The following is a 25,953-nucleotide window of genomic DNA, read 5'->3' as shown; positions in this document are numbered from 1 at the left end:
CGCCGGAAACCTGAGCTTTTGCAAGCTCAACCGATCCCGAAAATGTAGTGGTAACACCTGCGTCGGCGCGCGCATATCATTGAATAAAAATGCCTTTTCCGAAAGCACTGTTCAAGTTGGGTTAGAGGTAGGGACTAAAGTTCGCCTGCGTTCGCACCGATCCTCAGTCTTGTGGGGTATAAATGGGGGTATATTTCAGGACGATGCCCGATTAATAACGAAAATGGGCTACATATATGCGGTAGTTCGAGTCCCGTAAGCCCACCTTCGTAAAGGCTTCGGCAAGTGGTCGGGCAGGCCATGATGAGAAAGCTCAAGGAGCGATCATTGGCATCGGTAAGGGCGTGAAACTTGATGTTCATGCCCCCTTGGCCCGTCCGATCAGGCGCCCAACTCCCCCTTATAGCCGAAGGCCGCAAGCCGTACGGCGGGCCTTGAGATAGATCGCGTCTATCATAACCGTCTGGCACTCGGCCCTCTGGGTGAAGAGGCGGCCCTTCGACCGGTTCCGGTCAAACGTATTCGGCATCATTATGTTGACCGGACCGAGCGGCTTGTGGCAGGGGCGAAACGGTTGAACGGACTAGTTGTAAAACCGGAACCAGCCGATCAACCGAACTGACGGAATCCCGCCGGTTTGCGGGTGTAGCTCAATGGTAGAGCAGCAGCTTCCCAAGCTGAATACGAGGGTTCGATTCCCTTCACCCGCTCCACCTTCACAGTAAGTTGCGACGTGACCGGGTTTCCGCTCGCAAGCGCGATGATGGCGCTGAGTCTGCCTTCGACCTCGATATCCACGCCACGCCCCACCTTTGCAGGGTTCAGTACCACACGGTCGATGAGCTGGCGCATCGCGGGGATGGCATTGTCGCGCGAGTCGGGGTCGCTGATCGCCGCCGCCAACTCCTCAACCTGTCGGCGATAATCGTCCGCGATCGCCGGGTGCAGCGTGATCACCGGAAGGGCCTCCATCTCCGCGAGCTGCGCGGCTGCGCTGTCCCGATCCGACCTGGCCTTGACCATCGCGTCGCGGATCTCCTGAAACTCCCCAGCACCACCGGCAATGGCCGCCACCAGCCGCTCGACCTTCGCGGTCGCGGTCGCGAGCTTGCGCTCCAGCTGGGCACGCTCCTTCTTCATCTCGGCGGTTCGCCGGGTCCGCTCCTCGTGGAATTCCTTCACCCAGATCGCCACGAGGCGAGGGTCGAGCATATGGCGTTGAAGGCCATCGAGCACGCGCTCTTCATACCGCTTCGACGAAACTGTCCGGCCGTTGGTGCAGTTGCTGCCTTCTCGCCGCGAAGAGCAGCCCCAGTAGACGCCGGTCTTGATCGTCCATGGGCTTCCGCAGACGCCGCACACCCCCAGACCTGAAAGCATATGCTTGGGCCGCTTGGCCGAACGAGGCGACGAACCAGCGCGCCACCTCAAGCCCTCCTGCACCTTCTCCCAAAGCTCATCATCGAGGATTCGCAGATGCGGAACGTCTTCGATGTTCCATTGCTCTGGCGGGTTCGGCTTGATCCGGACCTTTCGGGTCACCGGTTCCAGCACCTTCGACGTCCGGTTGTGGATGATTTTCCCGACGTAAAGCTGGTTCTGAAGCATGCCATTGCCGCGCGTCTTGTCTGGCCGAATCGTCGTAGCGCGCCAACGATCGCCGCGGGGGCCGGGTATGCCCTCGGCGTTGAGGCGCTGGGCGATGCCGATCGGACTGACGCCTGCCGCGTACTCCCGGAAGATCCGGCGCACGATCTCGGCTTGCTCCTCGTCAACCTCTCGCAGGCCGCGTACCGGGCGCCCGTTCGGGTCAATCCGATTGGCGGTGCGGTAACCGTAAGCGATCCCGGCAGGAGAGCGCCCCTGTGCAACGGTGTCCCGCTGTCCGCGCTTGATGTTATGGCGCAGCTCGACGCGCTGCTGCTCATCCATCAGGCCCTTGATCGCGCCCTTGATGCGATCGACTTCCCCGTCGCCGAGCGAGTAGAGGCGGACACCCCAGTAATTGAGACGGTCGCGGATATGATGGCTGTCGCCCTGGTTGCGCGCGATGCGGCTGGTCGTGTCGATCAGGACCTGCTCGATGTCGCCATCTTCTATTCGCGATAGCATCGCGGCCAGCCCAGGTCGCTGCGCCTCGCTGGTGCCGGCGCCGCCGCTGATCGCATAGTCCATGAACACGTCAACGACCGTCCAGCCCTCTTGCTGGGCGCGGCCTCGGCATGCCTCGACCTGCTGGTCGATTGAGCGGCTGTTCTGAAGCTGGCTCGAATATCGCGCGTAGATGAGGGTCCGCATAGGTCAGGGGCAATCGATGAGAGTGGGGACGGCGACGCCAGAGTAGGCTTCCGAATCTCTCCGGCGCAGGCGTCTAATTTCCTTGGACACTGCGGCGCGCGCAAGGGCCTTCACCAGTTCAATCACTGCAGGGTCCAGATCATCGAGGCGGTCCGGCGACGCAAGCGCGGCGCTTGCCCCCACGGTGGACGTCAGGCGGCGAGGTCTTGGTGGTTGGGTTTCAACCGGTCTCATCGGCGTCTCGAGTTTGTCGGCCAGTAGCGGCGGCGCCGTTGCGGAGGGGAGAGAGCCCCGCCGCTGCTGACCTCCCGCCGTGCGGACCCGGCGGGAGTGGGGTCAGGCGTCAGGATCCCCTGCGATCTTGCGGCGCGGCCGATCAGCCAAAGCGGTGAGTTCGGCGAGCAATTCCTGGGCGAGGGAAAGGCCGCGATGCAAGTCGGCGCCAGCGACGCCGCCCGGCGTCTTCGGATCGACGTTCACTCCGCCCGCGGCTTCAAGGTCGCTCCAGAGGTTGCGCAAAAGCATGTCGAGGTAGTCGAGGATCGACGCTTCGCGATCACGAGCTTCGAACTCGGACTGCTGTGGTTTGGTCGCCATGTTAGTGACCTCCCGGATTGAGGGTGACGGGCTGTTCCCAGCTCTCGTGTTCGCCTTCCTCGTCGTCGGAACCGTAGTGCCAGTTACCGCGGAGGTAGACCCGCCCGCAGCCGTCATCGCCCGCCTCGCAGCGGTCAACGTCGGTGTCTTCGGCATCTGCGTCGCCATCGATCGCATCGAGGCTGTCGATCAGGATCTCGATCGCGTTCTCGATCTCAGTGCGGGTGTGGCGGCCGAGAAGCTGGTGGGCGATGCTCGCGTCCGCCTGCTGCGGAAAGAAGTGGATGGTCGCCATGGTCAGCGCCCCTTCCGTTCGCATTCGCTCGCCCAGGCGGCGAGGGAGACAAGGGTACGGACGCCTTCGACGGCACGGCCGATATGCTGTGTGTGGATGGTCAGATCTTCCTGATCGACCTCGGTGAGCACGTTGCCGAGCACGAGCAGAAGCGCGTGGGCCTCTTCGAGGCTGGTCCGGGCGAGGTCTTCGGCCTCACACTGGAATGGGCTGGTGCCGTTGATCTGGTAAGTGCTTAGGCGCTCGAAGTCGGCATGGGAGATGGCATTCATCGCGCGGCCTCCATGATCTTGAGGGATGTGAGGGCGGACAGGGCGAAAAGCATAGGTTCGTCGAGGTGGTCTGCCATGCCGGTGAGCGTATCGAGGTCGCCGTCGGTCAAAGCGTGTTCCAGCGCGACACCATCGACGTCGTCGGGCGGCGCGCTGGCGGCCATGTAAGTTGCGACCCATACCTTCGCCGCGATCGCCTCGGGCGTGGTCGCGACACCGCCGAGGATGATGCGCTCCTGCTCACCGACGATCCAATTGAGGTCGGCCTGCTCGTCCGTCGGGCGCAGCGTGTCATTTTCGGGAAGCGCGTTGAGCGCGCGGTAGGCCCGAGCCCGCCGTTCGAACGCCACGATGATGGCCGCGTCGTTTGCTGGCTCGCGCGACTGGAGCTGCTGGGCGAAGTAGGAGATCAGCTCATCAGCGGTCCGGGAGCCGGGATCGGCGATGAGCGGCGGCGTCGGAACGGAAGCCTGCTGGGCGGCCGGACGCGCCTTCGGGATGGGGAGATAGCATCGGACCATCGCTCAGCCCTCCGTCACGAAGATGATGCGCTTCTCTGGCCACTTGGCGCGCGCCGCTCGCAACGCGAGATGGCGTTCAGCGTGCTGCACCACGCCGACGCTGTAGCCATGACTGCGGCTACCCACCCATGCAGTCCAATAGCGGTAGACGTTGATCACATCGGGTTGACGCATCGCCATGGTTCAGCCCTCCCGTTCGCAGGTAAAGGTGAACGCTTTGCGCGGGTCGCCGTAGGGCAGCTCGGCGCGGCAATCGAACTCGGTCAGGCCGTGGTCGAGCACCGCGACGGTTCCGCGGTAATCGACGACGATCTGATACGTCGGTTCGGCTGGCCCCCATGTTGCGGGGAATGCGGCCTTCACGACGCCTGCACCGAGCAGCGCCAGCGACAGGACCGGCAGGATGAAGAAGGGGTTACGCATGTCAGGCCGCCTCCGCTTCGTCGCGGTTCCGGCGCTGCATCAGCGCTTGGAAGTCAGTGGAGAGCGCATGTAGCCGCGCGTGATCCTCGGCGGTGGCATCGAGCAGTAGATCTTGGATGACGATCTCGAACTTCGCATGGAAGGCGTCGATCGTGGGAGCTGGCGTCGCGAGCATGGTGGCGAACTTCGCCGGCGCCTGTTCGGTGTACACGCCGTCCGGTCCATCGTCGTTCCGGGCGTCGGCCGCGTTGGCAGCGGTGTACTCACCCAGGGCACGGCCCCATGCCATCTCGCGGAGATCGGCGACGGCGCGGCGCAGGGGCGGCGCAGGTTCGTGCGGGGCCTGAAGGATAGGGTAGAGGCCGTTGACGACCGAGCTTGCCAGTGCGAGTTCGCGGCTCGCAAGCGTCAGCAGTGCCAGGGCGGTTGATCCCGCATCGTGGATCATCGCTCCGCCCGGGGTCTTCACTTTCCCGGCCTGCTCGAGGACGGTGCTCTGCACCATACCCCTGACCGTTTCGAGGACCTGGTCGGCCTCGCCGATCCATGCCGTCGCGCATTCACACGCCTCTTGCGGGTCAGTGATCGCGAGCTGAAGACGCAATCCCTCGCCGTCGAGGAGGCGCACCTCTCCGAAGTTGTTCTCGTGCCTCATGAAGGCCTCCTGCATATGGAAGTGCAGGAGGATGCCGGAGGCTGGTCAGATCGAAATCAGACACGGCGCGACATCCGCCCGCATCACCGTCTTCGGCCCGGAGGCGATCAGGTGATGCGCAGATAATAGCCAGATGGCTAAATTTACGTCAAGGCGAAAAAAGGCGATTGGCTAATATCGGTTGCGAGCGGCGGTCAAAGCTTTGACATTTGCCAAACCAAACGCCCGATTACCGTGAATGGCTCTCGGCCAATCGGTACAGGAGCATCGCTCGCCGAGGTCTGAATGGGATCCGCAAATCGCGGCGGCCCATCAAGGTAGCGCTTGAAGTTGGGCAGGCCCTCGCGATCGATGATCGCGTAGATTGCTCGATCAACAAGCTCTGTGTCGCCGCCGTCTACAACCACAAACGTATCCTGACGTTCATCTAGGCTAAGAAGGCTAAAATGAACTTCGACCGCAAATGCACTGCCCGAGTGAATGGGCGTAAGTATGAATGCCTGAGGGCTATCAATCTTGGCTTTCCATTGCGCCATTTCCCCAAGATTAATCACTGGGATGTTCATGTGATTGATGGTCTCAGCCTGACCGCCGGATAGATTTTCCGGCGTCGTGGCGAGCGCTCGAGAAAGGGCGATGAGAATCTCGCCGGACGGCTTCCTCTCGCCTCGTTCGATCTTCGCAACTGTTGTGAAGTGGAGGGGACGTCCAAGGTCGTAGCTAGCTTCTTCGGCCAACTGCGTCTGCGTCCAACCCCGGCTTTGCCGCAGGCTGCGGACGCGGCCCCCGAGATTCTGTTCGGGCGAATCGGACAACTGTGACTCCTACTGAGCAGTGAGAACGGACGTCCGATGGCTAGCACGATTCTGCCTCTTTGACGTTTTGACTTTGATAGCCAATAGGCTAATAAAGTTGTCATGACTTTAACGGACTACCTCACCGAAACGAAAACTTCGCTTTCGGCTTTCGCTCGCTTGATCGGGGCAAAAAATGCCCGCACGGTTCAGCGCTATACGAAACATGGCCGCATCCCCTCTGGCGAGATGATGGCCAAGATTGCTGCCGTGACAGGCGGGAGGGTTCAACCGAACGACTTCTTTGATGTCATCGTGCTGCCGGTCGCTGCCGCCTCGGAGTAACTGCGGTGCCGCCGAGTAATCGTAATCCCGGACACCTCGCCACAGGCGCGGAACCTGCCAGCGATGCACGGGCAGATCGTGATCAAGCACAGCCCCGCGGCACGCATCACCGCCGTCCCGACTGGACCTCAACACGCGAGTTGCGCGAACGCCTGATCGCTGTTGGCGTCGCCGAGACTCAGCTGTCGAACGCCGTCGCCTGGTACTGCCGGTGGCGCGGCCTGATCGCGACCGGCTTCGGCTCAGTCTACAGCGGCAACGAGACCGGGCGCGGTATCGAGCGAGCGCATGTTCCCGACCGGGTGTGGCGCGTCTTCCAAGCCGCTGACAAGCCCGAGCTGGAGTGCTCGATCGGCTGGGACGCCGGGCAGTTCACTTGGGTCCTTGCCCCGGATGACGCGCCCCACCTCCAAGAGACGTGGTCGTCGGTTCACTTCGATCGCGTCTCGGTCGACTCGATCATCTGGGACCTCGAGCGTCAGGCCGACGTCGGCACCGCATACGGCTGGGAAGTCGAAGCCTGGATCCGCGCGGAGTGCCGCACCGAAAACAGCAAAGAGGCGTGGGCCGCGTACCGAAAAACCTTCGGAAAGCGGGCCGGAAAGAAATCCCTGTTCGAGGCTCGGTGGCGCGAGGTGAAACAGCGCGCAGGCCGCGGAAGACTGCGGAAAACGGACCATCCGCCGTAAATCCCCACAATCATTTTCGCGGGGATTTTTTCCCGGTGCATTGTTCACGCCAGTTCACAGTCGAGCACATGGAGCTCAAGCAACATGCAAAGCCCCAACCATAGCGACGCCGGTGCGCGGATCATTTCCGTCGGTATTCGGGAAGCATCGCGGATCACCGGCCTTAGCCGAGGCAGCCTCTACAAATGCGCGCGCAGAGGCGAACTTCCGCTGCGCAGGGTCGGCGCCAAAACACTGGTGCTGGTCGATGACCTTCATCAGCTCATTGCTGGCCAGGACGCCGCCTGAGATGGCCCGGCATGGAAAAGCCCCGGACACCGTTCGTACCGGCGCCGGGGCTCGCACGTCTCTTGCACGTTCTCAACGAGCTGAGGCTACCCTCACCGGCTTCCAGGCGCAAGTTATCGCAGGCCGATACGGTCTCGCCATCGAGACCGCCGCGATGATCGCGCCGCTCGCGCTGGGAGGTCTCCATGGCTGAAAGCTCCAAGCGCTTCATGTCGTTGCCGCTGTCTTTGGTGATGCGCGACTCCGTCGGCTTCACATTCCAAGTCTGGCAACCGCCGATCGATGGGTGGGAGCCGCTCAGCGAACTGCGCCGCGGAGCGTCGGCTGACGAACTGGCGGCGGCCCAGCGGGAATACATCGTCCGCCACGGCGGAACGATGGGGCTGGTGCTCGACCCTCCAGGCTGGAAGCGTCCGAATTTCGGGAGGGCTCGCCGTGGCTGAGGTCGCTCTCCCTGAAATCGCGCGAGACCGTAGCGTCAAAGGCATCATCATTGATCGGCACGAGATCGCGCACGAGCACCTGCTGAGCGTGACGATGTGGCTGGGCAATGGACGACGCCCGAAACGACGCTGGTTCACCAGTCGCGGTGTCGCGATCGCTTATGCGGCGGACCGAGCCGATGATCTCGGCTTGTTGCTGGTCGACCTTACCGAGCGGGTGGACAGCGCCGAGTGAGCAGCGCGATCGCCCATTTCCCCAAAGGTCCGCCCTCGAATGTCGAGGCGGAGGCCGCGTTGATCGGCGCGATGCTGATGGAGAACGGCATCGCCCGAATCGCTGCCGAAATCCTCACGCCTGATGACTTCTATGAACCGACCCATGGGCGGCTGTTCGCGAGGGCAAACGAACTCATCGCACAGGGCCTGAAAGTCACGCCCGTAACGCTGAACCCGCACTTTGCTCATGACGAAGGCCTTATGGCTCTGGGAGGGCAGCGCTACCTAGCGCGCCTGACCGGCGACGGGCAGGGCTTGCTCGCTCCCCGTGACCTCGCTGAACAGATCCGCGAACTCGCGATTCGACGTCGCCGCCTCGCCTGGCTCGAAGCGGAGAAGGCGCGCTGCATCGATTTGGCCGCGCCGATCATTGAGATCTCGCCGCCCTCCGGGTTGGCGGGCGGTGGGCGCGAACTGCCATGTCTCGACTTCACCGCTCTCGCCGAGATTGAGCCGGAGCCCAAGCAATTCATTATTCCGCGCATCGCGCCTGCGGGCGAGGTCACGCTGTTCACCGGCGCTGGTGCCGTCGGTAAATCCCTCATGGCCCAGCAGTTCGCGACAGCACTTGCTGCGGGTCGGCTGGCTCTGGGTCTCGACCTTATCCAAGCCCCGGCAATCTACCTCACATGCGAGGACGATGCGGAACAGCTGCATTGGCGGCAGGCCAAGATATGCAGGTCGCTGGGGGTCTCCATGGCCGATCTCGCCGGACAGTTGCACGTCACCAGCCTTCGCGGTCAGCTCGACAACTCTCTGGCGACGTTCGACGCCAGCGGCGCGATGACGCCCGCGCCGCTATACAGCCGCATCGCCGCCATGATGCGATCGACCCGGGCCCGGCTCGTCTGTCTCGACAACGTCGCCCACCTCTTTCCCGGCAACGAGAACGATAGAGGCCAGGTCACGGCCTTCGTGAACCTCCTCAACCGGCTCGCTGGCGAGACCGGCGCCGCAATCCTTCTGCTGGCCCATCCCAACAAGGCGGGTGACAGTTACAGCGGCAGCACGGCCTGGCTTAACGCGGTGCGATCGCAGGCCACGATGGAGCGACCGCAAGACGCAGAGGACGATCCCGACCTTCGCACCATCACGCTCGGCAAACCGAATTACGTCCAAGCAGGAGAGGCGCTCCGCTTCCGCTGGCGTGAATGGGCTTTCGTCCGCGACGAAGACCTTCCGCGCGACGTCAGCGCAGAACTGAATCTGGTGATTGCCGCCAACGGTGAGAACGCTGCGTTCCTGCGCTGCCTCGACGTCCGGAACGATCAGGAGCGTCCGGTCTCGGAAAGCCAGGCATCACGCACGTACGCGCCGAAGGAGTTCGCTGCGATGCCGGAGGCGAAGGGGTACAAGAAACAGCACCTTGAGGCAGCGATGGAGAGGTTGTTCCGGACTGGCGAAATCGAGGTCGGGGTGGTCTGTCGGACGGGCCGAAAGGACCGGGTCGGCATCCGCCGCAAGTGCGCTGACGGTGCGCTCTCGGGGTGCGCTGACCTCCGCGCTGACCCCGCGCCGACAGGGTGCGCCGACCCCGCGCTGACCCCGCGCCGACGCGCGCCCTCACACACCCCTAGTACTAACGTACTGTACGGGGCGGGCCCTGTGGGGTCCCCGCCCCCCGTACAAGTTGGCGAAGGAGACGACGATGAACCGTCGCGCTAACACGATCACGCCGGTTGGGTCCGTACCGGTAGGTTTCGCCATCGATGCGAACGGTCAACGCTTCGACGCTGTCAGCTCCGAGCCGTATCGCAGACTGGATGGCGAAATGGTGACGCTGACCAACTGGAGCGCCCAATGCGCGACGTGCGGCGAAGAATTCCTGCAGTCGACCGCGCCGAGCCGCTGGCCAGAGCTGCGTCGCTGTAAGGCCCACCGCAAGCCTGGTGTGCGTGTCGGAGGGCACAGCGATGAACGGTGATCGCGTTCTCCTGCTCGAGCTGCGCGAGCGCACCAGCGCCAAGGGCACCCGATACCTCAGCGGCTGGTTGGGCAAGGCGAGCGTCGTCGCCTTCCTCGACCGGGATGCCGAAGAGCCGACTTGGCAGGTGTTCGTCAGCACACCGGCACCGCGCGGCACGGATGGCTCGAACCGCTCGGCCGACCAATCGCCGTTCACGCCCCGTCGCCGGCAACAGCGCGGCGGCTCCCGCCCCATGCAACCCGGCGAACTGGACGACGGGCTCGACGACCTCGGAAGGAATTGAACATGCCTGGTAACACTCCGACCCAACTGCCCGCCTACATTCAGATGCGCTACGAGGAGAACGGCGTCTTCGAGCGCATGGCCGACGACGTCGGCAACGCGGGCGCAGCCATGAGCCGGGCCGTCGGCGGATCGCTGACAACCATACAAACCAATGCGACGAACACCGCTCGCATTACCCGGACCGAACTGAGCAAGGCGTTTCAAGGGGCTGCGCAAGAAGCGGAACAGCAGTTCAATTCAGCATACCAAGAGCTCAACAAGTACATTTCCTCTGCGCTCTCCATGCCTCGCAACGCCAGCGGTTCGCTGGACCTCGGCGTCCCCGAGTTGCACCGCGCCGCCGAAGCTCAGGAAGCGCGGGCAGTCGCGGCGCGTGAGATCGCAAACGCGACCCGTCAGGCGGCCGACGCCGAGAAAGACTATTCCCAGGCCGCCCGGCAGACAGTCGCCGCAGCCGAAGCTGTTGCGATGGAGGAGCACGCCGCCGCTGCTGCCGCCCGAGATCATGCTGCGGCGATGGATCAACTGCAGCGCGAGCTGAACCAGTCAGCCAGCGCGACCCGGCTTGTGACCGGCGCCAACGACAACGGCGTGCGATCGGCTGGCGCGCACCGAGCCGCGATGATGAACCTCGGCGCGCAGATGCAGGACACGGTGATCCAGGCGCAGATGGGCACCTCCGCGCTGACTATCTTCACGCAGCAGGGCAGTCAGGCCGCATACGCGATGGCCGGGCTCGGCGGCAGGATAGGCGCGGTTGCGACCGTCATGTCCGGTCCGCTCGGCGCCGCGTTCTTCGCCACCACGGCACTTGCCGGCCCGCTCATCATGCGGCTGTTCGAAACCGCCGATGCCGCGAAGGCCGCCGAGATCGGCTCCTCCGGCCTCTCCGATGCACAGAGCGTGCTCGGCGGAATGTTCGACCTGACCAGCGGGCGAATCCAGCACCAGAACGAGCTGCTGGTGATGAATGCCCGCCTGACCGCCATGAACCTGCGCGCGGAGGCTTCGGCGCAGCTCGCCAGCGCCGAGAAGGTGCGCGGCTTCGGCAACGGCATGCTCTCCGGCATCGGCTTCGGCGACATGGCCACCAACCTGGCGCTGGGCAACTACGCCGGGAACGGTCTCGCGGCCATGAACGCCGGTCAGGCCGCCGCGCTGCTCGACATGTCGAAGACCGGCAAGATCACACGAGAGGACGCGCTGCGCCGGTCGGAAAAGCTCAACTTCACCGGGCTGGCTGTCACGAAGCAGGAGTTCCAACAGGCGCTGATCGATGAGGTATCGGCCGAGTTCAAGGAGCGCACCGCCAAGCTGATCGACGAAAGCCTCGACAGCGGCACGCTCGCCAAGGACCTGCGCCGCGACAGCAAGCCGAAGAAGGACCACAGCGCGGAGAAGGCGGCGCGCGAGGCCGAGCAACTGCGCAAGGCAGGCGAGGCCGCTGCCGAGACGGTGGCGCGGATCAATGAGCGCTTCGACGAATCGCCCAAGCTGATCGATCAGGCCGCGCAGGCGGCGCGCGCGCTGGACGACATCATCGCGGACATGGACCGCAAGCTCGCGAAGAAGGGGCTGGCGAAGAATCTTGCCGAAGCGTTTCAGCAGGCGCGAAAGGATGCTGTCGAAGCGAAGTCGGTCGTCGAGAGCGCCCTGCTCCGGCCGCTCGAAGACATGCGCAAGGCCAGCGAGCGACGCCTTCAGGTCCAGGGCCTCATCGCCCAAGGCCACGACACCGAAGCCGCCGCGCTGCAGAACGTGTGGTCGATCGAGGACAAGCTGGGCAGCGAGGAACAGCTCCGCGCCAAGGTGCAGGCGCTCATCACCGCAGGCCGGAAAGAGGAGGCCGCAGCTTTCGAACAGCTCCTCGCCAAATACCCGCAGATGAAGCGCGAGGCGGCCGAGCTGGCGGAGCAGGAGGCGCAGCGCACGCGCGAGGCGGAGCGACAGAAGGCACTGTTCGATGCTCAGCTCAACGTGATCCAGACCGCGCGCACCGGCCTCACCGACCTCCTTTCTGGTCGCAAGACGGACCTGTTCGGCGACATCAAGCAGTCGCTCAAGGATCTCCACGGCGCTCGGCTGGCGGATCAGCTCTTCGGCGATGCATTCAAGGAAATCGAAGACCAGCTTCGCCAGCGTACCCCGCTCGGCAAGGCGACCAGCCGCCTAACCGACAGCGTCGATACGGCGGGCGCGAAGCTCGAAGACCTCGCCACAGCTGTTGAAGGCGCGGCGAAGCGCATCGCGGCGGCTGGCAGTGAGACGGGCGACCCGAGCCTGATCGACGGCAACGAGATCGCGGTCACCGGAAAGCGCGGTGGCGAGAAGACCGACGAAAAGCCTGAAGTGACGATCGCGAAGCCGTCCATCGTCGAGATGGCGATGAAGACCGCCGGGGCCATGGTCGAGCCGTTCCAGGCATCGATGAACAAGCTGTTCGGTACCGAGTTCGGGCAGATGCTCGGCGGGACGATCACGGGAGCGATCGGCGGCAGCCTCGCGGGCGGCACGGCTGGCGGCATCCTTGGCGGGCTCAAGGGCGTGGTAGACCAGACCGGTATCTTTGGCGGATCGACGGGCGGGCTCTCCGGCAGGCTCGGGATGGGGTTGGACGGCGCGGCCACCGGCAGCATGGCGGCTGGCATCATGAAGGGCTTGGGCCTCAAGACCAGCTCGACGGGCGCGCAGATCGGCGGCGCCATCGGAGGACTGACCGGCATCCCGGGCGGGGATATCATCGGCTCCATCGCGGGCGGTATCCTTGGCGGCTTGTTCAAGACCAATCGCACCGCAGGCGTCGTGCTGACCGGCAACAACGACGGCGTCGTCGGCGGCAAGGACAAGGGCAACTACGCCACCGCCACCGGCCTCGGCGGCAGCGTGCTCGAAAACCTCAATGGGATCGTGGACAAGCTCGGCGGTGAGATCGGGAACTTCATGGTGACGATCGGCACGCGCGGCGACGAATACCGCGTCAACCCGAACGGCACCTCGCTCAAGCTCAAGAACGGGGCCATCAGCTTCGGCGACGATGCCGAGGCGGCCATTGCCTATGCGGTCAAAAATGCCATCGAAGACGGCGCGCTCAAGGGGATGCGGGCCTCCACCCTCAATATCCTCAAGGCGGGCAAGGATCTCGAAGCGGCACTTACCGATGCGCTCGATTGGGAGAACGTCTTCAAGGAGCTGCGCAAGTACAAGGACCCACTCGGCGCGGCGATGGACGATCTCGACGACGAGTTCGAGCGGTACATCGAAATCGCCAAGACGGCGGGGGCCAGCGCGCAGGAGATGGCGGACCTGCAGGAGCTTTACGGCATCAAGCAGGCCGAGGCGATCGACAGCTTCAAGGACAGCGTGCTCGGCAGCCTGCAGGGGCTCATGGACGACCTGACCACCGGCGACAACGGCTTGTCACTGCGCGACCGGCGAACGGCGGCGCTCAGCACTTACGACAGCCTCGCGGCTCGGGTCAGGGCCGGGGATTCCACGGCTTACGACGATTACACCGATGCGGCCCAGACCCTGCTCGGCATCGAACGCGACCTCTACGGCTCGCAGCAGGAATACTTCGACCGCCTCAACGAGGTGATCGATCTGACGAAAACCCGCATCGATGCCGAGACCAACGTGGTCAGCATCAACGAGAACCGCGACAGCCCGTTCGACAGCACCGGGGCGGTGAAGTCGGCGATCACCAGCCAGACCGATACCCTGGCCAACAAGCTCGATGCCGCCAACCTCAACTTCGGCACGATGATCGGCCTGCTCAACCAGATCGCGTCCGGCAGCAGCGCGTCGAGCACCGCCGCCGCGCGCATCGCCTTCTCCAACAGCTTCTGACCACGAAAGGAACGATCCATGACCACGAGTTCAAGACTAGCGGCTCACCGCGAGAAGAATGGGACCGACCCGCGCACCGGGCTCCCGCTCGCCGCCGGCGCGCCGCGTCGTTTCGACAACTTCCAGGCGCGTCTCAGTGCGCCACTTCCCGGGGCGAGCAGCGCGAAGCCAGAAGCGGCCGGGCATCAGCCGAAGGTGACCACCCCGGCCCGGCCGGCGGCCCGAGCACCCAAAGCACCGGCCATGTCGCAGGCTGAGATGGCGCGGGCGCGGCGCAACGAGCGTTACAATGCCGTGATGGGCTCGATTGCCGCAAGGGGCCGCCAGCTCACCGCGAAGGCGCTGCTTGACGCGAAGGAAAACTACACCACCGCGCAGATTCTGGCGAACCTGCCGAGCATGCCGACCGATGCGGATATCCGCGTTAAGACCAAGCGCGATGCGTCGGATGCGGTCTGGGACCGGGCCCACGCACGAATGGCCGCGCGCAATTCCGCTGCCCCTGCCGCCAATGTCCAGCCCGCGCGCCAGGCTGCCAGTGACGCGGTGTGGGACCGTGCTTACGGACGCGCGGCCACCGAAGCCCCGGCACAGGCGCCGAAGACTGGGCCCGCGGTGGGACGCGCTGCTGCCGACGCGGTGTGGGACCGGGTCAACGCGAAGAGAGAAGCCAGCCGGAGGGCCTACGCATGAGCATCGATACCGCACTTTACGAAGCCAAGCGCCGGATTGCAGCGCTCGACTATGCGCCTGAAAACGAGCAGATCGCGACGACCGATCACCAGCTCGCACAGATCGAGCTGAGTTTGCAGACCGCTCGCGCGCGCCGCGAAGAAATCTTGCGGCTCATTCGTGAGTTGAGGGGGGATACGAATTACGCTGGACGGCCAACCATTGACGTAAACGACGGTATGGCCGTCGCTGACGCTCTGCTTGCTGGCGTCGCCCCCTCCGATGCCGCATCCCGGAAGCATGATCTTAGCGGGCTAGAGCACGAACGGGACGCTCTGTCGGAAGGCATGTCGGAACTCACGCGCCGCCAGACTTCACTGCAGAACGGTCGACAGGATACCCGGCGCAAAGCTGCGCGCCGCACGCTGGACGAACTCAAGCCGCTTTGCGCGGCATATACCGAAAGGGCCCGGGCAGCGGGGGAGGAAATCCTGCGATGCTTTGCCGCCTTGAGCGCCATCGGCCGTGCGACCAACAGCAATGCACCTGGCCTGAGCGTCGTCGGAGAGGCCGCCGCAGCTGTTCGTGGCCCGGGCGGTTTGGTACAGACCGGTAATACGATGGAGGTTCCTGCGGAAATCCTTGAGCTCGTTGAAGCCCTTCGCGAGAAGGGGCCCGCATACATGGGCGGAACGCCGAAGACGGTGCAACTTCACGATCCGCATGCAGTGGCCGGTCTCGTCGCAGCCATGCGGGGTACGCATGAACCGGCAGTGCAGGAGCCTCGCTTCTACAAGCCGTAACGAGATCCGGGCGGGGTAGTCATGTCCCCGCCAGGTCGGGGCCGACGCGTCAGCGCCGTCGGCAAGGGGCAGTCGGAGTCTTCAGGCCGACTGTCCCTTTTTCGTGCCTGACATGTCGGTGCAACAGCGTGGTGCGATCGGCCCGCGCCATGAGCACCGAAGCCAAGCCGCGCGTCCGCCACTACGTCACCCAAGCCCGCCTGCGCGAGTATCTGCAAACAGCCCGCGAATTCGGGATTGAGGTCGGATCGTTCGAGGTGACGCCCGACGGCACAATTCGAGTGACGGCTGTTGCAGCGATGCAGCGCACAGAGCCCGAAAAACCCAGCGCCTATGACATGTGGAAAGCGGGAAAGCTGGCGCGGCAGCAGGCGGCAGCGAGAGCGAAATGAATGCGGCTGTGGGCCGTACGCAGAGCATTTCCACCTATACCGGACGGCTCGACAGAAGCACATCGTTCAGCGACAGTGGCACCATGTCTTCTGCCTATTCCCCGCTGATCTCAAAGGCCCTGGCTTTCGCGACCGATGCCCATGGGAGCATCAATCATGTCCGCAAGTACACCGGCGAGCCGTATATCCATCACCCCATCGAGGTCATGGAGATCGTGCGCACCGTTCCGCACACCGACGAGATGCTTGCCGCTGCGCTACTGCACGACACGATCGAGGACACCCCTGTCACTCGTGAGGACATCGAGCGCGAATTCGGAGAAGAGGTGGCCGTTCTGGTCATGGAACTGACGGACCAATGCCACGAAGGTAATCGAGCGACCCGTAAAGCGGCAGAGGCGGCCCGCCTGGGTACGATTTCGCCCGGGGCACAGACCGTCAAGCTCGCTGATTTCATCAGTAATACCCGGTCCATAGTTGCTGGAGATCCTGGCTTCGCCCGGGTCTATCTGCGCGAGAAGTTGCGCGTCCTTGCTGTTATGAGGGCTGGCGATACCACCCTATATGACCAAGCCATGGCGCTCGTCGAAGACGCCAAGACGACTATCGATTTTCGACCATGAAGCCGGTGACCCAACTCGTGCGGATCGCCCACGGATCGCACCTCTACGGCACATCGACACCGGCATCGGACCGGGACTACAAGGGTGTCCACCTCCCCAGCGGCGAAGCCATCGTGCTCCAGCGTGCCGAAGACGTTCTCGATCGTGGTGTACGGTCCAAGATCGCGGGCACGGACAAGAACGCCGCTGATGCGATCGACGATCAGTCCTACAGCCTTCAGAAGTTCTTCGGGATGCTTGCCAAAGGTGACACCGTGGCGACGGAAATCCTGTTCGCCCCGACGCCCGTCGAGGCTGACCCGCTATGGAGCGACGTGCAAGGCGTCGGTCGCCAGCTTCTGAACCGACAGTGCAAGGGCTTTGTCGGATATTGCGTTCGACAAGCCGCCAAATACGGCATCAAGGGCTCGCGCATGAGCGCGGTCCGCCGGTTGTTGGACTTGTTGGAGGCCGAAACGGCCATTGGTCATGGCGCACTCAAGCTGGCGACCATGACGGAACAGTTGAGGACGTTTGCTGCCGGCGAGGAGCACGCCGAATGGGTAAACGTTCCTAGCCCCAACGGCGAAGAGCTGTGGCACATCGATTGCTGCGATCGGAAAATGCCAGTCACCGCCGCCATAGCAGAGGCGCGCAAGGTCTATGCGAAGGTATGGGAGAACTATGGCGAGCGCGCCCGTGCCGCTATGACCAACGAAGGCATCGACTGGAAAGCGATGAGCCATGCCGTGCGAGTGGCCCGGCAGGCGATCGAGCTTCTCAGGACAGGAAGCATCACATTCCCGAGGCCAGATGCCGATGAGCTATTGGAAATCAAGCGAGGCCTGAAGCCTTATGCAGATGTCAGTGTCATGCTCGAGCGTCTCGTCGCCGAGGTTCAGGAAGCCAGCTGCGCGTCTATTCTGCCCGAGACAACGGACGGGGCGCTGGCGGACTTGATGACGCGTGACCTCTACCTCTCGCAGATAGGTGCTGCATGAAGTCTGTTCTCGAACGCATCGCCCGCGCGCTGTGCAGCCTCGACGGCCTGCCCGAGAACACGCAGTTCGAAGGGCGGCCGATGTGGGAGAGCTTCCTGCCGCAGGCGCGCGCGGCACTTGGAGCGATCCGGACCCCCACCGAGGAAATGGAGCAGGTTGGGATGCAATTGCTGAGCGGAATGCGCGGGCACTTTGTGGACGAGAAGGATGTGCGAGACATTTGGACAGTGATGGTCGAGGCAGAGCTTCGCGTAAACTGACGGAATTGCTCATAATCTCCGGCTAGCAGTTCCGAGGACGAGTAAACCTTCTCCCCGCAACGTCCCGATTACTACCCATATGATTCGCCTAGCGTTGGTCCATGGTGAACCTGTCGGGCGTCAGGGGAGGCGCCTACTAGGTCGATAGCTGAAAGCCACCAGCTGCTGTCGGCGGTCAAGCGGGCGCGACGGTTGGAGGATACCGCCGCGCCCGCCCCGACGGCCACCCTTGAGCGTCGAGCTTTTAATTGCCATGTCGCTTTGATCAGAAGTCGGCTACGGAGCCGCCATCAGGAGTAGGCGTCGTCCGTGTCTTCCCCGGTACCGCGCCCGAAGCGGACGCACCTGGGGTGAAGCAGACCTCAACGGACACCAATTAGATCAGCGACCTGATCTGCAGCTCCATCGCCATAGTGCTTGGTTTCACACCTCCCGCGCGAATGCCCTCATCAACGCTGCAAACTCTTCCCCTCCCGCGCGTTACATCAATGACATAGCGAGAGGAGAGGAAGATGACGTCGACCACCGAACGTGCCCGAATGCACGACGACTTGAAGAACGTCGGCCTTCGCGCCCAGGCCACCGCCGCCGGGCTGGTCCAGCTCTGCAAGGAACTCAATGCTGCTGGCCTACTCGACCAGGCCGCCATCGATCGCGTGAAGCATGCGATAGCCGATGAGATCGCACTGACGGCGCCTCGGCCGATTCCACGCGCCAGTTTCCGCGAGGAGGTTTGCGAGCGGCTGGATGCCCTGTTCGCCGGTGACGAGAAGGTTGGGCCCGCCGAGCGCCTGTCGTTCGCCACCCAGGACGAGCGTTGATATAGCTTTGGCGTATCGTCGGGGACGCGGCCCAGCGCTAGGTTACGCGCAGTTCCGCCAGTCCCGAGCCGATGGCACCAGACGTCAGCCCACCCACTCGAACGGGCGAGGTACAGACGGCGGTGCGCTCGAAGCCAGCTTGCGTGATCCAAGCGAGGGCAGTTACGAAGTAGGCCTTTGCAAAGCGGGCCGCCGGCGTCTCGCTCGAGGTATGATGCGCTGTCGCGTTAGGGTGCCTGGCGATGCACTCTCATCCTGGGTAGCTACGGCAGTGATCGGCGCCTCGGCGTCCGCCCTGCCTTCGTAGCGCTCAACCTCCGCAACCGGGATGCGGATGAGCGTGCCGAGGCGGAAGGCCTTCACCTCTCCTTTGTCGATCAGCTTCCTGACAAGAGCCGTGCTGCATCCCCATCGGTCCGCGAGTTGGGCCACTGACAATGGTGCGGGGGTGTTCAGGTCGAATGGGAGTCGGTTGGTCATGAGGGCTCCACGGTGGCTAGGCGTAGGCGCAGCGTAGCAGGCGTTAGCTGGCTGGAAAGCTGGATCGGAGCTCTACATCTTCGGTCGAGTGCGTTCACGTTGTGGGCACGGCGATGCCCGCCAATGCTGAAGATGGCCTCGGCGGTACGGTCCGGTGTCACACTCCTGTCGCTGTGACATGGTGGGCCGCCGGGCAGGGAAGGGACATGGCTTCGGCCCAGATCGGCGTGACAGGACTAGCGGGACGATGCGGCGCACCATTCGCCCGATTTCAACGGGAATGGCATGCGTTGCCGGAACCGGGCTTCTCAGCGCGTTGGGGTGTTGTGATGCCTCCGTGGCTATCCCGTCCTTACATCGCCTCTGTGCGACCTGCGGCAGCCGAAGGGCGGGGCATGCCAGAGAATGTTTGCGGGTCCTACCTACGCCCCCTCCGCGCCGTAAGCGCTGTGTAACCGCGTTTTTCGGGTCAGGCCTCCATCCGCTAGTTCGTGACAGTTAGAAGTGTCACTCTTGGAAGCGGCGCCGCTACACAGCGCCATGCATCGTGCAATTTCCTAAAACTTGCCCTTGGCCAAAGCTCTGCCATCGAACTATTTGGTGGCGTTTGGCGGGGGAAATTCTACATGAGCAGTGATATGGCGAGGCAAGTCCGCACGACGATCCGATACGACGGCCCTGCGCTCGCAGGTCATGAAATGGACGTTCAGGATTTGGCGCCGGCGCTGCTGGCCCTGGCCGATGTCATCCAGATCGCCAATCGTAAATTCAATGGGAACGAGGCCAGTATCAAGGTGCTGGTCAACGCGGACGTGGAGCAGCGGTGCTTCATGATCGATGTCAGCCTAGTGCAGTCATTTCTCGACCAGGCGAAATCATTTCTCGGCACGGACCATGTCAAAACAGCGTATGACATAGCCCAATGGGTCGGCATTATCAGTGGCGGCACCGTGAGCCTGTTTGGCCTATTGAAGTTTCTTCGCGGCGCTAAAGAGGCCTCGACTCCGCTGTCTATTCAAGCTGACGGCGCGGGCAACGTTGTCGTCACGGGGAATGGCAACACAATCGTCGTGCGCCGTGAGGTATATCAGCTGGCCCAAGACCCCAAGACGGTCGAGAAAGCAAAAGCGGTGATGAAGCCCCTCTCGAAGGAGGGTTATGAGACGTTGGCATTCTTGAATGACGACGTGGAAGTCTTCGAAGTCGATAGCGATGAGGCTCGCGGGATCGAGGGCCTCCCGAGCCAGCCGCTCTCGGCCATTCCCACCGAGAGCTCGTCCACCATACGCGGTGATGTCAGGATCAAATCAGCGCAGTATGAGGGTGGGGCGCAGTGGGGGTTCCTATGGAATGGCCGCGCTATCAGTGCCGAGATGGCGGATGCAGCAGCCGATTGGGTTGCGGAATTTCAGGCGAATAAGGTTGCTGCGCCGCCGAACAGCATCCTTGACGTCTCAATGATTGAGACAGCCCAACTGGATGGCCAAGGCCTCGCTGTGGGCAAGCCCTCCTATCGTGTGACCGAGGTGCATAAAGTGACGCCGCCACCATCGCAGATACCTATGTTCGACTGAGGAGATCGGAAGCCTTTCGGGCTTCGAACGCCGAGGCGGTCCGCCAGAGGCAATCGAGCGCGAGGCGGTTCTGGCGATCAAGGCCGCGACCACCTCAGGCGGGAAGCAGGCAACTGACGCGGTGGTGAACTGCGCGTAGCCGTTTTGCTCTGAACTGGCCGGAACGCAGGGGAGCGGTCGGTGCTTTCAAATCTTGTCGAGAAGGAACTTCAGAAGGACGCCTACGACCAGCAGGAGGATCGCGAAGACGCCGCCGCCAAACCAAGCAGCCCCCTTAACAAAGTCCACCTTCTTCTCGAGGTCGATCACCTTGTCTCGCGTTTTCTCAAACTCCGACTTCAATTCAAGATGGCGCTCCTTGAGGTCGGCCTTAAATTCACCGGCCCGCTCCTTGGCGCTGTTGTCCAGCTTTTCGGCAAATTTCTCAAGCGCGGCTGGGAAGCCGTCGATCTTCCCTGACAAACCATCGATCTTGCTGGAAAGGTTATCCGTCCGCTCAGAGAGACGACCCGTCTGTTCGATAACCCACCGAATGTTGGTCATCTGAAACATCTCAACGGGCTCAGTAGACGGTACCGACTGAGGTTCCTGCGGAGACGCAGAGCTTTTAGACATTTCGCGACCCCTTCCCCCAGTGCGACGTCATCCAAGTCCAGATAGCTGGATCTCCCCGCCCCCAATAGGACGCGACTTCGCTGACTATCGCTGTGCCGCGCTCGCCACCCGTCACACCTATCTCGTCTGCAAGCTGTCGAGCGGCGCCGTCGTAGCTTACGAGATAAGTCGTTTCGCTGACCTTCAAGAACGGCTTTCCGTATCCTTCGACTGCACTCGCAATGGTGCCTGCCGAACCAGAGGGATTGACGATGCTGACGACGAAGATGCTCATATGCCCATACCCATGACGGTTACGTGTGAATTTTCTCTGACCGAAGCAAGAGGAATAATCTCACACCAGCAAATGCGCCGCTACGAAGTTAGTTCAAACTGCGGATCCCGGGTGGGTTGAGCGGTGCGATAAATCATGGCGAATGATCCGCTTTGTCTCCAACTCTCGATCCGCCGGATCTTAGTTCCTGCGCGCCTCAGTCAAACCGAGAAATTCAACGAGCAGCGTCACCCAAAGTAGGGTCGCCCCCACCTTGGGTAAGCGGTCGTCAATTCTGCTTATCCCGCTCCGGTCTCGGCGGCGGCGGTTTCGGGCGTTCGCCGGGATCTTGCCTTTGATTGTTTGCAACATCGCGCTGGCCGCCACTATCCTTCCTGCTCGTCGGCGGCTTGTCCGGCAGAAATCTCCTCGGAGTAGCTGGCATGTCTGGTGAAAGCATCGAATCCCCCCTGCTCAAAGCTTCGGAGCACCAGATAAAGCAAATTCTGGCGCACGCGGAAATGTTCTTAGCCGCCCAGCTTCAAACCGGCCTCGCTGCTGATCAGCGAGCTTTGGTCTTGTCGGGATTTCTCGCGACGGCCGTTGTCGCACTAGTTGGGGCAGCCGGCGCCGTCATGCTGAACGAAGCCCACTTCTTGGGGTACGTGGCGCTGCTCACTGCCGCAGGCCTCGCCGTGTCCCTGTCTCTCGCCATCAAGGCCGCTCGCCCGATCGACTTCTATTTCGCCGGTAACCGTCCGTGTGCGTGGGAGGGAGATTTACGGTCCGGGCTGAGCGAAGTCGAAAGCCTCGCCAGTCAGGCGCTGCATTACGACGAGATGATCATGCAGAATCGCGACGCGCTCGACGACAACTGCAAGATGCTTGATCGCGCCATGACTGCGGCGTTTGTTTCGATCGTTGGAGGGGGCGCCGCCTTCATCGCATACTTCCTCGTCCGCGACCTTGGGCTTCCCCGCTGCGGTTGAGCGCAAGTGAGCACGGAGAAGCTTGTTGGCTCGGCCAACCACCGTTTGCGACGCGGTTAAAGCACCTCAGCATGTGCGACTGTGAGTTCCTTGGCGAGAATCGGTCGGTTCGGGTCGGCCTCGAAATATATGTCTATCGGACGATCCATCGGCAAGTCCCAGTCGGCGTCAAGGAGATCGACATTGGTAGTGAGGTCGGACTGGTCTATGAACACGGTCGCGCCGCTCGGGAGCGCTCGGAGAACACCCCTCGCTTGATACAGCCTAGCTGAATCGCGCGACGGACGATGGATGAACTGCGGAAAGCGAAGCACTGCAGGCTCGAATTTGCGCAGGTCGTCAAGATGCACCGATGGCACACCTCCACCGATGTGACGCGGAGCATCCCGGTTCACGAGCCTTGACAAGCCGTCGAGCACCTCTGGCGTAAATCCGTTGGGTTTAAGTTCCCTCTCGCGCAGGAGCGATTTCACCGCTGGGTTATCGCGATCGATGAAAATGCTTCCTTCGGAGTTGCGAATCTCAATGTGCGTTACGCTCTGATCAATGATGATCTGCGCCGCTTTCTGAGCCGCCGGTGCTTCTGGGGTTGTGAGTTGGGTCACCAAGGCCGCCGTGAGAGCGGTTACCGTTGCGTTCAATGCTCCCTCTACCAGCTTCGGAGCCAAAATCTTCAGCCGCGCCGTGATGCTCCCTGTGCGGATTTCCGCCAGTCGGACTTCCGCTTCTGGACCAAACAGGTCCTCGCTCTTGGCCAACTTCTCGATGTCGAGTAGCAGGCCACCGAATAGGCCAGCATCGATCATATCGTTGGTTTCGAAGTGGATGACGATGTCGTTCGCCTCCACCAGCATCCCACTTGCAACGGCCATCAATACCCCCTGAAATCCCGTTTCCGGTATGAAGCATGGCCGAGCTAGCGGATCAACTCCGCTCGCATCCTTTAAGTTGGTGGATGGGAATCTGCGTAAAAGCGCGGAATTCTCGGGTCAAACCGCCGCTCGAAGCCACATACGTTTCTGGCGCGTTCCCTTCACCCGCTCCAACTTCCCTCTCTGTTCCCGGCCCTTCCCCGGTTTCCATTACCTGAGCGTCGCGAGATAGGCGACCAGCGCCTTGCGCTGTTCCGCACTGGTCATGCCCGGATACGGCATCCGGTTTCCGGGCACGATCTTGCGCGGCGCGGCGATGAAGGCGTCGAGTTGGTCGGGTGTCCAGGTCTTGCCCGACGCGGCAAGCGCCGGCGAGGGATTGGACCCGGCCACGCTGCCCGCCTTGCGCCCGACAACGCCGAACAGCGACGGGCCGAGCTTCTTCACGCCCGGCGCATTCGCATGGCAGGCGGCACAGGCAGCGAAGGCCGCCCGGCCCTTGGCCACCTGCGGCTGGTCGGCCTCGGCCGCGGTAGCGAAGAAACCCGCCGCCAGTGCCGCGAACAGCGAAAATGTGCGCACGCCCGCCACGCTCAATCCACCAGGGTCCAGCGGCGATAGACGATAGTGGTCTTGTCGTAGCTGTAAGTCAGCGTCCGCCCGTCCGCGGATAGTTGATAGGTGGCAAGGATCGTCGGCTTGCCCTGCCGCGAGACGGTCAGCGCCAGACGGCCCTGCGCGTCCGGCTTCCACGAGACGACGTTCCACGGCAGCGAGCCGCCGCTGCTGTGATACTCGATCGCGGGCGTCCCGTCGGTCTGTGCGGCCCAGTGGCCGAACGTGGTCTTGCCGTCGGCCGAGCGGGTGACGAACGAGACTAGCACCTTGCCGTCCTCGGTGAAGGCGAAGCTGCGGTAAGCGGCGGCGGGCTTGGCGCCGGGGTAGGTCGAGGCGGCGAGGTCCGCCTTCCAGTACCCGATCAGCGCGGCGGGCGCGATCTCGCGCGGGTCGTGCTGCGGCAGACCCTCGGCGGCGACGGCGACTCGCGGGAGCGCGGTGGCGGCCCCCGCTGCGAGCATCATGGCGAGGGCGTAAGCGGCTGTGCGTGTCATGGCGACCTTTCCGGGCTGCGAGGAACTCGAAAGAGATCGTGACATGGAGCCCGGCGCATGTTCTGCCGATTTCACCGGCACTTGCGGGAGCACGCACCGCCTTGGGTCAAGCTGACGGTGCGCCTTTCGGCGATCGGCGCGAGAGCGCGGCGTAGATCGCCAGCCCCGCCACGTTCCATGCGAGGAAGAACAGCCGCGTCTGCGTCGGCAGGCTCCAGAACAGATAGAGGCAGCCCAGGATCGCCAGCGGGCCGACCACCCAGGGCAGCGGCGTGGAGAACTTGCGCTCACCCTGCGGATCGCGGCGCCGCATCAGCAGCATGCAGGATGCCACCGCGATGAAGGCCGCGAGAGTGCCCGCATTGGCGAGCGCGGCGATGGCGTCGAGCGGCACCAGCCCCGCAAGCACCGCGACGAGCACCGCCGTCGCCATCGTAATGCGGACCGGCGTGCCGCTGCGCTTGCTGACTTTCGCCAGCGAGCGGGGCAGCAGGCCGTCGCGCGCCATGACGAAGAAGATGCGGCTTTGCCCGAACAGGAAGGCGAGGATCACGGTCGGCAACGCCACCACGGCCGCCGCGCCGATCACCACCGCGACACCGCCCTGCCCCAGCCGCCGCAGGATCAGAGCCAGCGGCTCGGCGCTGTTGGCGTATTCGAGGTAGGACATCGAGCCGACCGCCGCCGCCGCCACGCCGACATAGATCAGCGTGCAGATCACCATCGACCCGACGATGCCGATCGGCAGGTCGCGGCCCGGGTTCCTGGTCTCCTCGGCGGCGGTGGAGATGGCGTCGAAGCCGTAGAACGCGAAGAAGATGATCGCCGCGGCCGCCATGACCCCGCGCTGCGTGCCCTCAACGTCGTGGGCGATGAAGCCGTAGGGCATGAACGGCTCGAACCGCGCAAGGTCGAAGTGCGGCAGGGCAACGCTGACGAACAGGACCAGCGCGGCGATCTTGACCACGACGAGGACCGCGTTGAGCGTCGCGCTTTCCCTCGTGCCGAGCGCGAGCATTCCGGCGACCGCAAAGACGATGAAGACCGCGGGCAGGTTGATCACGCCCCCGGCATGCGGCCCCGCCGCGATCGCCAGCGGCAGGTCGATGCCGAAACCGGAGAGGAACCCGGCGACGTAGCCCGACCAGCCGACCGCCACCGCGCTCACCACCAGCGAATATTCGAGGATCAGACTCCAGCCGATGATCCACGCGATCAGTTCGCCGATCACGACGTAGGAATAAGTATAGGCCGAGCCCGAGGCGGGGATCGCGGTAGCGACTTCGGCGTAGCACAAGGCCGCGCAGGCGCAGACCAGACCGGCGACCGCGAAGGAGAGGATCACCGAAGGCCCGGCAAGGTTCGCGCCGACGCCGACGAGCGTATAGATGCCGGTCCCGACGATCGCGCCGACGCCCAGCGCCGTGAGATGCCACCAGCTGAGCGTCGGCACCAGCCGGTGCTCCGCCTTGAGCGCATCGAGTTCGATCGGCTTGCGCCGATTCCAGTGCCGCATGGCGCATTCCCCTGTACATGCAGGCCGGGAGGCGCCG

At 63.3% G+C, this 25,953-nt stretch carries 33 protein-coding genes, 1 tRNA gene and 1 pseudogene; 19 read left to right on the top strand and 16 right to left on the bottom strand.

What is annotated here, in order from left to right:
- The first annotated feature begins 639 nt into the window (after positions 1–639).
- Positions 640–713: transfer RNA gene (locus ACYPYD_RS01140), tRNA-Gly, on the top strand.
- Positions 714–1,233: 520 nt separating this feature from the next.
- Here the strand turns inward: ACYPYD_RS01140 and ACYPYD_RS01135 are convergent.
- From ACYPYD_RS01135 to ACYPYD_RS01095, 9 genes and pseudogenes are all read right to left on the bottom strand, one after another.
- Positions 1,234–2,298: pseudogene (locus ACYPYD_RS01135) on the bottom strand (recombinase family protein); the annotation flags it as partial.
- A gap of 336 nt (positions 2,299–2,634) precedes the next feature.
- On the bottom strand, positions 2,635–2,895 hold the full coding sequence (locus ACYPYD_RS01130) for a hypothetical protein (protein ID WP_459661779.1): 261 nt from the start codon (positions 2,893–2,895) through the stop codon (positions 2,635–2,637).
- 1 nt (position 2,896) lies between these two features.
- Positions 2,897–3,190, bottom strand: coding sequence for a hypothetical protein (locus tag ACYPYD_RS01125; RefSeq protein ID WP_459661778.1), 294 nt, complete (start codon positions 3,188–3,190; stop codon positions 2,897–2,899).
- A gap of 2 nt (positions 3,191–3,192) precedes the next feature.
- Positions 3,193–3,462 carry a hypothetical protein gene (locus ACYPYD_RS01120; RefSeq protein WP_459661777.1) on the bottom strand — a complete coding sequence of 90 codons (270 nt, stop codon included), beginning with the start codon at positions 3,460–3,462 and terminating at the stop codon, positions 3,193–3,195.
- Positions 3,459–3,983 carry a hypothetical protein gene (locus tag ACYPYD_RS01115; protein ID WP_459661776.1) on the bottom strand — a complete coding sequence of 175 codons (525 nt, stop codon included), beginning with the start codon at positions 3,981–3,983 and terminating at the stop codon, positions 3,459–3,461. The genes ACYPYD_RS01120 and ACYPYD_RS01115 overlap by 4 nt, the downstream gene beginning before the upstream one ends.
- 3 nt (positions 3,984–3,986) lie before the next feature.
- Positions 3,987–4,163, bottom strand: coding sequence for a hypothetical protein (locus ACYPYD_RS01110; protein ID WP_459661775.1), 177 nt, complete (start codon positions 4,161–4,163; stop codon positions 3,987–3,989).
- 3 nt (positions 4,164–4,166) lie between these two features.
- A complete protein-coding gene (locus ACYPYD_RS01105; RefSeq protein WP_459661774.1) occupies positions 4,167–4,406 on the bottom strand; it encodes a hypothetical protein in 240 nt (79 codons plus the stop codon).
- 1 nt (position 4,407) lies between these two features.
- Positions 4,408–5,061, bottom strand: a complete 654-nt coding sequence (locus ACYPYD_RS01100; RefSeq protein WP_459661773.1) for a hypothetical protein — start codon at positions 5,059–5,061, stop codon at positions 4,408–4,410.
- Positions 5,062–5,255: 194 nt separating this feature from the next.
- A complete protein-coding gene (locus ACYPYD_RS01095) occupies positions 5,256–5,876 on the bottom strand; it encodes a helix-turn-helix domain-containing protein (protein WP_459661772.1) in 621 nt (206 codons plus the stop codon).
- Positions 5,877–5,978: 102 nt separating this feature from the next.
- Here ACYPYD_RS01095 and ACYPYD_RS01090 point away from each other — a divergent pair, with 102 nt between their 5' ends.
- From ACYPYD_RS01090 to ACYPYD_RS01015, 16 genes are all read left to right on the top strand, one after another.
- Positions 5,979–6,200: a hypothetical protein gene (locus ACYPYD_RS01090; RefSeq protein WP_459661771.1), complete on the top strand. Its 222-nt coding sequence runs from the start codon at positions 5,979–5,981 to the stop codon at positions 6,198–6,200.
- A 140-nt stretch (positions 6,201–6,340) separates the two neighbouring features.
- A complete protein-coding gene (locus ACYPYD_RS01085) occupies positions 6,341–6,889 on the top strand; it encodes a hypothetical protein (protein WP_459661770.1) in 549 nt (182 codons plus the stop codon).
- Between the two features lie 84 nt (positions 6,890–6,973).
- Positions 6,974–7,177: a helix-turn-helix domain-containing protein gene (locus ACYPYD_RS01080; protein ID WP_459661769.1), complete on the top strand. Its 204-nt coding sequence runs from the start codon at positions 6,974–6,976 to the stop codon at positions 7,175–7,177.
- 185 nt (positions 7,178–7,362) lie between these two features.
- Positions 7,363–7,620 (top strand): hypothetical protein, encoded by a 258-nt coding sequence (locus ACYPYD_RS01075; protein WP_459661768.1) that lies wholly within the window; start codon positions 7,363–7,365, stop codon positions 7,618–7,620.
- Complete coding sequence (locus ACYPYD_RS01070; protein WP_459661767.1) at positions 7,613–7,855, top strand: hypothetical protein; 243 nt, start codon at positions 7,613–7,615, stop codon at positions 7,853–7,855. The genes ACYPYD_RS01075 and ACYPYD_RS01070 overlap by 8 nt, the downstream gene beginning before the upstream one ends.
- Positions 7,852–9,561 (top strand): AAA family ATPase, encoded by a 1,710-nt coding sequence (locus tag ACYPYD_RS01065; protein ID WP_459661766.1) that lies wholly within the window; start codon positions 7,852–7,854, stop codon positions 9,559–9,561. Before ACYPYD_RS01070 ends, ACYPYD_RS01065 begins: the two co-directional genes overlap by 4 nt.
- Positions 9,545–9,820, top strand: a complete 276-nt coding sequence (locus ACYPYD_RS01060; RefSeq protein ID WP_459661765.1) for a hypothetical protein — start codon at positions 9,545–9,547, stop codon at positions 9,818–9,820. The genes ACYPYD_RS01065 and ACYPYD_RS01060 overlap by 17 nt, the downstream gene beginning before the upstream one ends.
- Complete coding sequence (locus ACYPYD_RS01055; RefSeq protein ID WP_459661764.1) at positions 9,810–10,106, top strand: hypothetical protein; 297 nt, start codon at positions 9,810–9,812, stop codon at positions 10,104–10,106. The genes ACYPYD_RS01060 and ACYPYD_RS01055 overlap by 11 nt, the downstream gene beginning before the upstream one ends.
- 2 nt (positions 10,107–10,108) lie before the next feature.
- Positions 10,109–13,954 carry a hypothetical protein gene (locus tag ACYPYD_RS01050; protein WP_459661763.1) on the top strand — a complete coding sequence of 1,282 codons (3,846 nt, stop codon included), beginning with the start codon at positions 10,109–10,111 and terminating at the stop codon, positions 13,952–13,954.
- Positions 13,955–13,972: 18 nt separating this feature from the next.
- Entirely contained in the window at positions 13,973–14,647 is a 675-nt protein-coding gene (locus tag ACYPYD_RS01045; protein WP_459661762.1) for a hypothetical protein, read from the top strand.
- Positions 14,644–15,429: a hypothetical protein gene (locus tag ACYPYD_RS01040; RefSeq protein WP_459661761.1), complete on the top strand. Its 786-nt coding sequence runs from the start codon at positions 14,644–14,646 to the stop codon at positions 15,427–15,429. The genes ACYPYD_RS01045 and ACYPYD_RS01040 overlap by 4 nt, the downstream gene beginning before the upstream one ends.
- Before the next feature lie 149 nt (positions 15,430–15,578).
- Positions 15,579–15,821 carry a hypothetical protein gene (locus tag ACYPYD_RS01035; RefSeq protein WP_459661760.1) on the top strand — a complete coding sequence of 81 codons (243 nt, stop codon included), beginning with the start codon at positions 15,579–15,581 and terminating at the stop codon, positions 15,819–15,821.
- The gene (locus tag ACYPYD_RS01030; RefSeq protein ID WP_459661759.1) at positions 15,818–16,444 is read left to right on the top strand and encodes an HD domain-containing protein; all 627 of its coding nucleotides are present in this window, start codon (positions 15,818–15,820) and stop codon (positions 16,442–16,444) included. The genes ACYPYD_RS01035 and ACYPYD_RS01030 overlap by 4 nt, the downstream gene beginning before the upstream one ends.
- Positions 16,441–17,424 carry a DNA polymerase beta superfamily protein gene (locus tag ACYPYD_RS01025; protein WP_459661758.1) on the top strand — a complete coding sequence of 328 codons (984 nt, stop codon included), beginning with the start codon at positions 16,441–16,443 and terminating at the stop codon, positions 17,422–17,424. Before ACYPYD_RS01030 ends, ACYPYD_RS01025 begins: the two co-directional genes overlap by 4 nt.
- The gene (locus tag ACYPYD_RS01020; RefSeq protein ID WP_459661757.1) at positions 17,421–17,684 is read left to right on the top strand and encodes a hypothetical protein; all 264 of its coding nucleotides are present in this window, start codon (positions 17,421–17,423) and stop codon (positions 17,682–17,684) included. Before ACYPYD_RS01025 ends, ACYPYD_RS01020 begins: the two co-directional genes overlap by 4 nt.
- A gap of 512 nt (positions 17,685–18,196) precedes the next feature.
- On the top strand, positions 18,197–18,505 hold the full coding sequence (locus ACYPYD_RS01015) for a hypothetical protein (protein WP_459661756.1): 309 nt from the start codon (positions 18,197–18,199) through the stop codon (positions 18,503–18,505).
- A gap of 162 nt (positions 18,506–18,667) precedes the next feature.
- On the opposite strand, the gene ACYPYD_RS01010 is transcribed toward ACYPYD_RS01015, so the two are convergent.
- Positions 18,668–18,985 (bottom strand): helix-turn-helix domain-containing protein, encoded by a 318-nt coding sequence (locus ACYPYD_RS01010; protein WP_459661755.1) that lies wholly within the window; start codon positions 18,983–18,985, stop codon positions 18,668–18,670.
- Between the two features lie 626 nt (positions 18,986–19,611).
- Between ACYPYD_RS01010 and ACYPYD_RS01005 the strand changes: the two genes are divergently transcribed.
- Entirely contained in the window at positions 19,612–20,559 is a 948-nt protein-coding gene (locus ACYPYD_RS01005; protein WP_459661754.1) for a hypothetical protein, read from the top strand.
- Between the two features lie 186 nt (positions 20,560–20,745).
- Here ACYPYD_RS01005 and ACYPYD_RS01000 read toward each other — a convergent pair whose 3' ends face one another.
- Both ACYPYD_RS01000 and ACYPYD_RS00995 read right to left on the bottom strand, forming a co-directional pair.
- Positions 20,746–21,111 (bottom strand): hypothetical protein, encoded by a 366-nt coding sequence (locus ACYPYD_RS01000; protein WP_459661753.1) that lies wholly within the window; start codon positions 21,109–21,111, stop codon positions 20,746–20,748.
- A 55-nt stretch (positions 21,112–21,166) separates the two neighbouring features.
- On the bottom strand, positions 21,167–21,448 hold the full coding sequence (locus ACYPYD_RS00995; protein ID WP_459661752.1) for a hypothetical protein: 282 nt from the start codon (positions 21,446–21,448) through the stop codon (positions 21,167–21,169).
- 422 nt (positions 21,449–21,870) lie between these two features.
- Here ACYPYD_RS00995 and ACYPYD_RS00990 point away from each other — a divergent pair, with 422 nt between their 5' ends.
- Positions 21,871–22,416 carry a hypothetical protein gene (locus ACYPYD_RS00990; protein ID WP_459661751.1) on the top strand — a complete coding sequence of 182 codons (546 nt, stop codon included), beginning with the start codon at positions 21,871–21,873 and terminating at the stop codon, positions 22,414–22,416.
- A 56-nt stretch (positions 22,417–22,472) separates the two neighbouring features.
- On the opposite strand, the gene ACYPYD_RS00985 is transcribed toward ACYPYD_RS00990, so the two are convergent.
- From ACYPYD_RS00985 to ACYPYD_RS00970, 4 genes are all read right to left on the bottom strand, one after another.
- Positions 22,473–23,288 (bottom strand): hypothetical protein, encoded by an 816-nt coding sequence (locus ACYPYD_RS00985; RefSeq protein ID WP_459661750.1) that lies wholly within the window; start codon positions 23,286–23,288, stop codon positions 22,473–22,475.
- 210 nt (positions 23,289–23,498) lie between these two features.
- The gene (locus ACYPYD_RS00980; protein ID WP_459661780.1) at positions 23,499–23,879 is read right to left on the bottom strand and encodes a c-type cytochrome; all 381 of its coding nucleotides are present in this window, start codon (positions 23,877–23,879) and stop codon (positions 23,499–23,501) included.
- Positions 23,880–23,881: 2 nt separating this feature from the next.
- Positions 23,882–24,400: a hypothetical protein gene (locus tag ACYPYD_RS00975; protein ID WP_459661749.1), complete on the bottom strand. Its 519-nt coding sequence runs from the start codon at positions 24,398–24,400 to the stop codon at positions 23,882–23,884.
- A 106-nt stretch (positions 24,401–24,506) separates the two neighbouring features.
- On the bottom strand, positions 24,507–25,916 hold the full coding sequence (locus ACYPYD_RS00970; protein WP_459661748.1) for an amino acid permease: 1,410 nt from the start codon (positions 25,914–25,916) through the stop codon (positions 24,507–24,509).
- Positions 25,917–25,953: the final 37 nt, after the last annotated feature.

The organism is Novosphingobium sp. 11B, assembly GCF_054589055.1.
Note: the sequence above shows the minus strand (reverse complement) of the source record. Positions and strands in the feature narration are given on the sequence as shown.

Excerpts from the sequence above, each read along its gene's own strand:
- ACYPYD_RS01130 (WP_459661779.1), bottom strand. The coding sequence starts at position 2,895 with ATGGCGACCAAACCACAGCAGTCCGAGTTCGAAGCTCGTGATCGCGAA.
- ACYPYD_RS01125 (WP_459661778.1), bottom strand. The coding sequence starts at position 3,190 with ATGGCGACCATCCACTTCTTTCCGCAGCAGGCGGACGCGAGCATCGCC.
- ACYPYD_RS01120 (WP_459661777.1), bottom strand. The coding sequence starts at position 3,462 with ATGAATGCCATCTCCCATGCCGACTTCGAGCGCCTAAGCACTTACCAG.
- ACYPYD_RS01115 (WP_459661776.1), bottom strand. The coding sequence starts at position 3,983 with ATGGTCCGATGCTATCTCCCCATCCCGAAGGCGCGTCCGGCCGCCCAG.
- ACYPYD_RS01110 (WP_459661775.1), bottom strand. The coding sequence starts at position 4,163 with ATGGCGATGCGTCAACCCGATGTGATCAACGTCTACCGCTATTGGACT.
- ACYPYD_RS01105 (WP_459661774.1), bottom strand. The coding sequence starts at position 4,406 with ATGCGTAACCCCTTCTTCATCCTGCCGGTCCTGTCGCTGGCGCTGCTC.
- ACYPYD_RS01100 (WP_459661773.1), bottom strand. The coding sequence starts at position 5,061 with ATGAGGCACGAGAACAACTTCGGAGAGGTGCGCCTCCTCGACGGCGAG.
- ACYPYD_RS01090 (WP_459661771.1), top strand. The coding sequence starts at position 5,979 with ATGACTTTAACGGACTACCTCACCGAAACGAAAACTTCGCTTTCGGCT.
- ACYPYD_RS01080 (WP_459661769.1), top strand. The coding sequence starts at position 6,974 with ATGCAAAGCCCCAACCATAGCGACGCCGGTGCGCGGATCATTTCCGTC.
- ACYPYD_RS01075 (WP_459661768.1), top strand. The coding sequence starts at position 7,363 with ATGGCTGAAAGCTCCAAGCGCTTCATGTCGTTGCCGCTGTCTTTGGTG.
- ACYPYD_RS01060 (WP_459661765.1), top strand. The coding sequence starts at position 9,545 with ATGAACCGTCGCGCTAACACGATCACGCCGGTTGGGTCCGTACCGGTA.
- ACYPYD_RS01055 (WP_459661764.1), top strand. The coding sequence starts at position 9,810 with ATGAACGGTGATCGCGTTCTCCTGCTCGAGCTGCGCGAGCGCACCAGC.
- ACYPYD_RS01050 (WP_459661763.1), top strand. The coding sequence starts at position 10,109 with ATGCCTGGTAACACTCCGACCCAACTGCCCGCCTACATTCAGATGCGC.
- ACYPYD_RS01045 (WP_459661762.1), top strand. The coding sequence starts at position 13,973 with ATGACCACGAGTTCAAGACTAGCGGCTCACCGCGAGAAGAATGGGACC.
- ACYPYD_RS01040 (WP_459661761.1), top strand. The coding sequence starts at position 14,644 with ATGAGCATCGATACCGCACTTTACGAAGCCAAGCGCCGGATTGCAGCG.
- ACYPYD_RS01035 (WP_459661760.1), top strand. The coding sequence starts at position 15,579 with ATGAGCACCGAAGCCAAGCCGCGCGTCCGCCACTACGTCACCCAAGCC.
- ACYPYD_RS01030 (WP_459661759.1), top strand. The coding sequence starts at position 15,818 with ATGAATGCGGCTGTGGGCCGTACGCAGAGCATTTCCACCTATACCGGA.
- ACYPYD_RS01025 (WP_459661758.1), top strand. The coding sequence starts at position 16,441 with ATGAAGCCGGTGACCCAACTCGTGCGGATCGCCCACGGATCGCACCTC.
- ACYPYD_RS01020 (WP_459661757.1), top strand. The coding sequence starts at position 17,421 with ATGAAGTCTGTTCTCGAACGCATCGCCCGCGCGCTGTGCAGCCTCGAC.
- ACYPYD_RS01015 (WP_459661756.1), top strand. The coding sequence starts at position 18,197 with ATGACGTCGACCACCGAACGTGCCCGAATGCACGACGACTTGAAGAAC.
- ACYPYD_RS01010 (WP_459661755.1), bottom strand. The coding sequence starts at position 18,985 with ATGACCAACCGACTCCCATTCGACCTGAACACCCCCGCACCATTGTCA.
- ACYPYD_RS01005 (WP_459661754.1), top strand. The coding sequence starts at position 19,612 with ATGAGCAGTGATATGGCGAGGCAAGTCCGCACGACGATCCGATACGAC.
- ACYPYD_RS01000 (WP_459661753.1), bottom strand. The coding sequence starts at position 21,111 with ATGTTTCAGATGACCAACATTCGGTGGGTTATCGAACAGACGGGTCGT.
- ACYPYD_RS00995 (WP_459661752.1), bottom strand. The coding sequence starts at position 21,448 with ATGAGCATCTTCGTCGTCAGCATCGTCAATCCCTCTGGTTCGGCAGGC.
- ACYPYD_RS00990 (WP_459661751.1), top strand. The coding sequence starts at position 21,871 with ATGTCTGGTGAAAGCATCGAATCCCCCCTGCTCAAAGCTTCGGAGCAC.
- ACYPYD_RS00985 (WP_459661750.1), bottom strand. The coding sequence starts at position 23,288 with ATGGCCGTTGCAAGTGGGATGCTGGTGGAGGCGAACGACATCGTCATC.
- ACYPYD_RS00975 (WP_459661749.1), bottom strand. The coding sequence starts at position 24,400 with ATGACACGCACAGCCGCTTACGCCCTCGCCATGATGCTCGCAGCGGGG.
- ACYPYD_RS00970 (WP_459661748.1), bottom strand. The coding sequence starts at position 25,916 with ATGCGGCACTGGAATCGGCGCAAGCCGATCGAACTCGATGCGCTCAAG.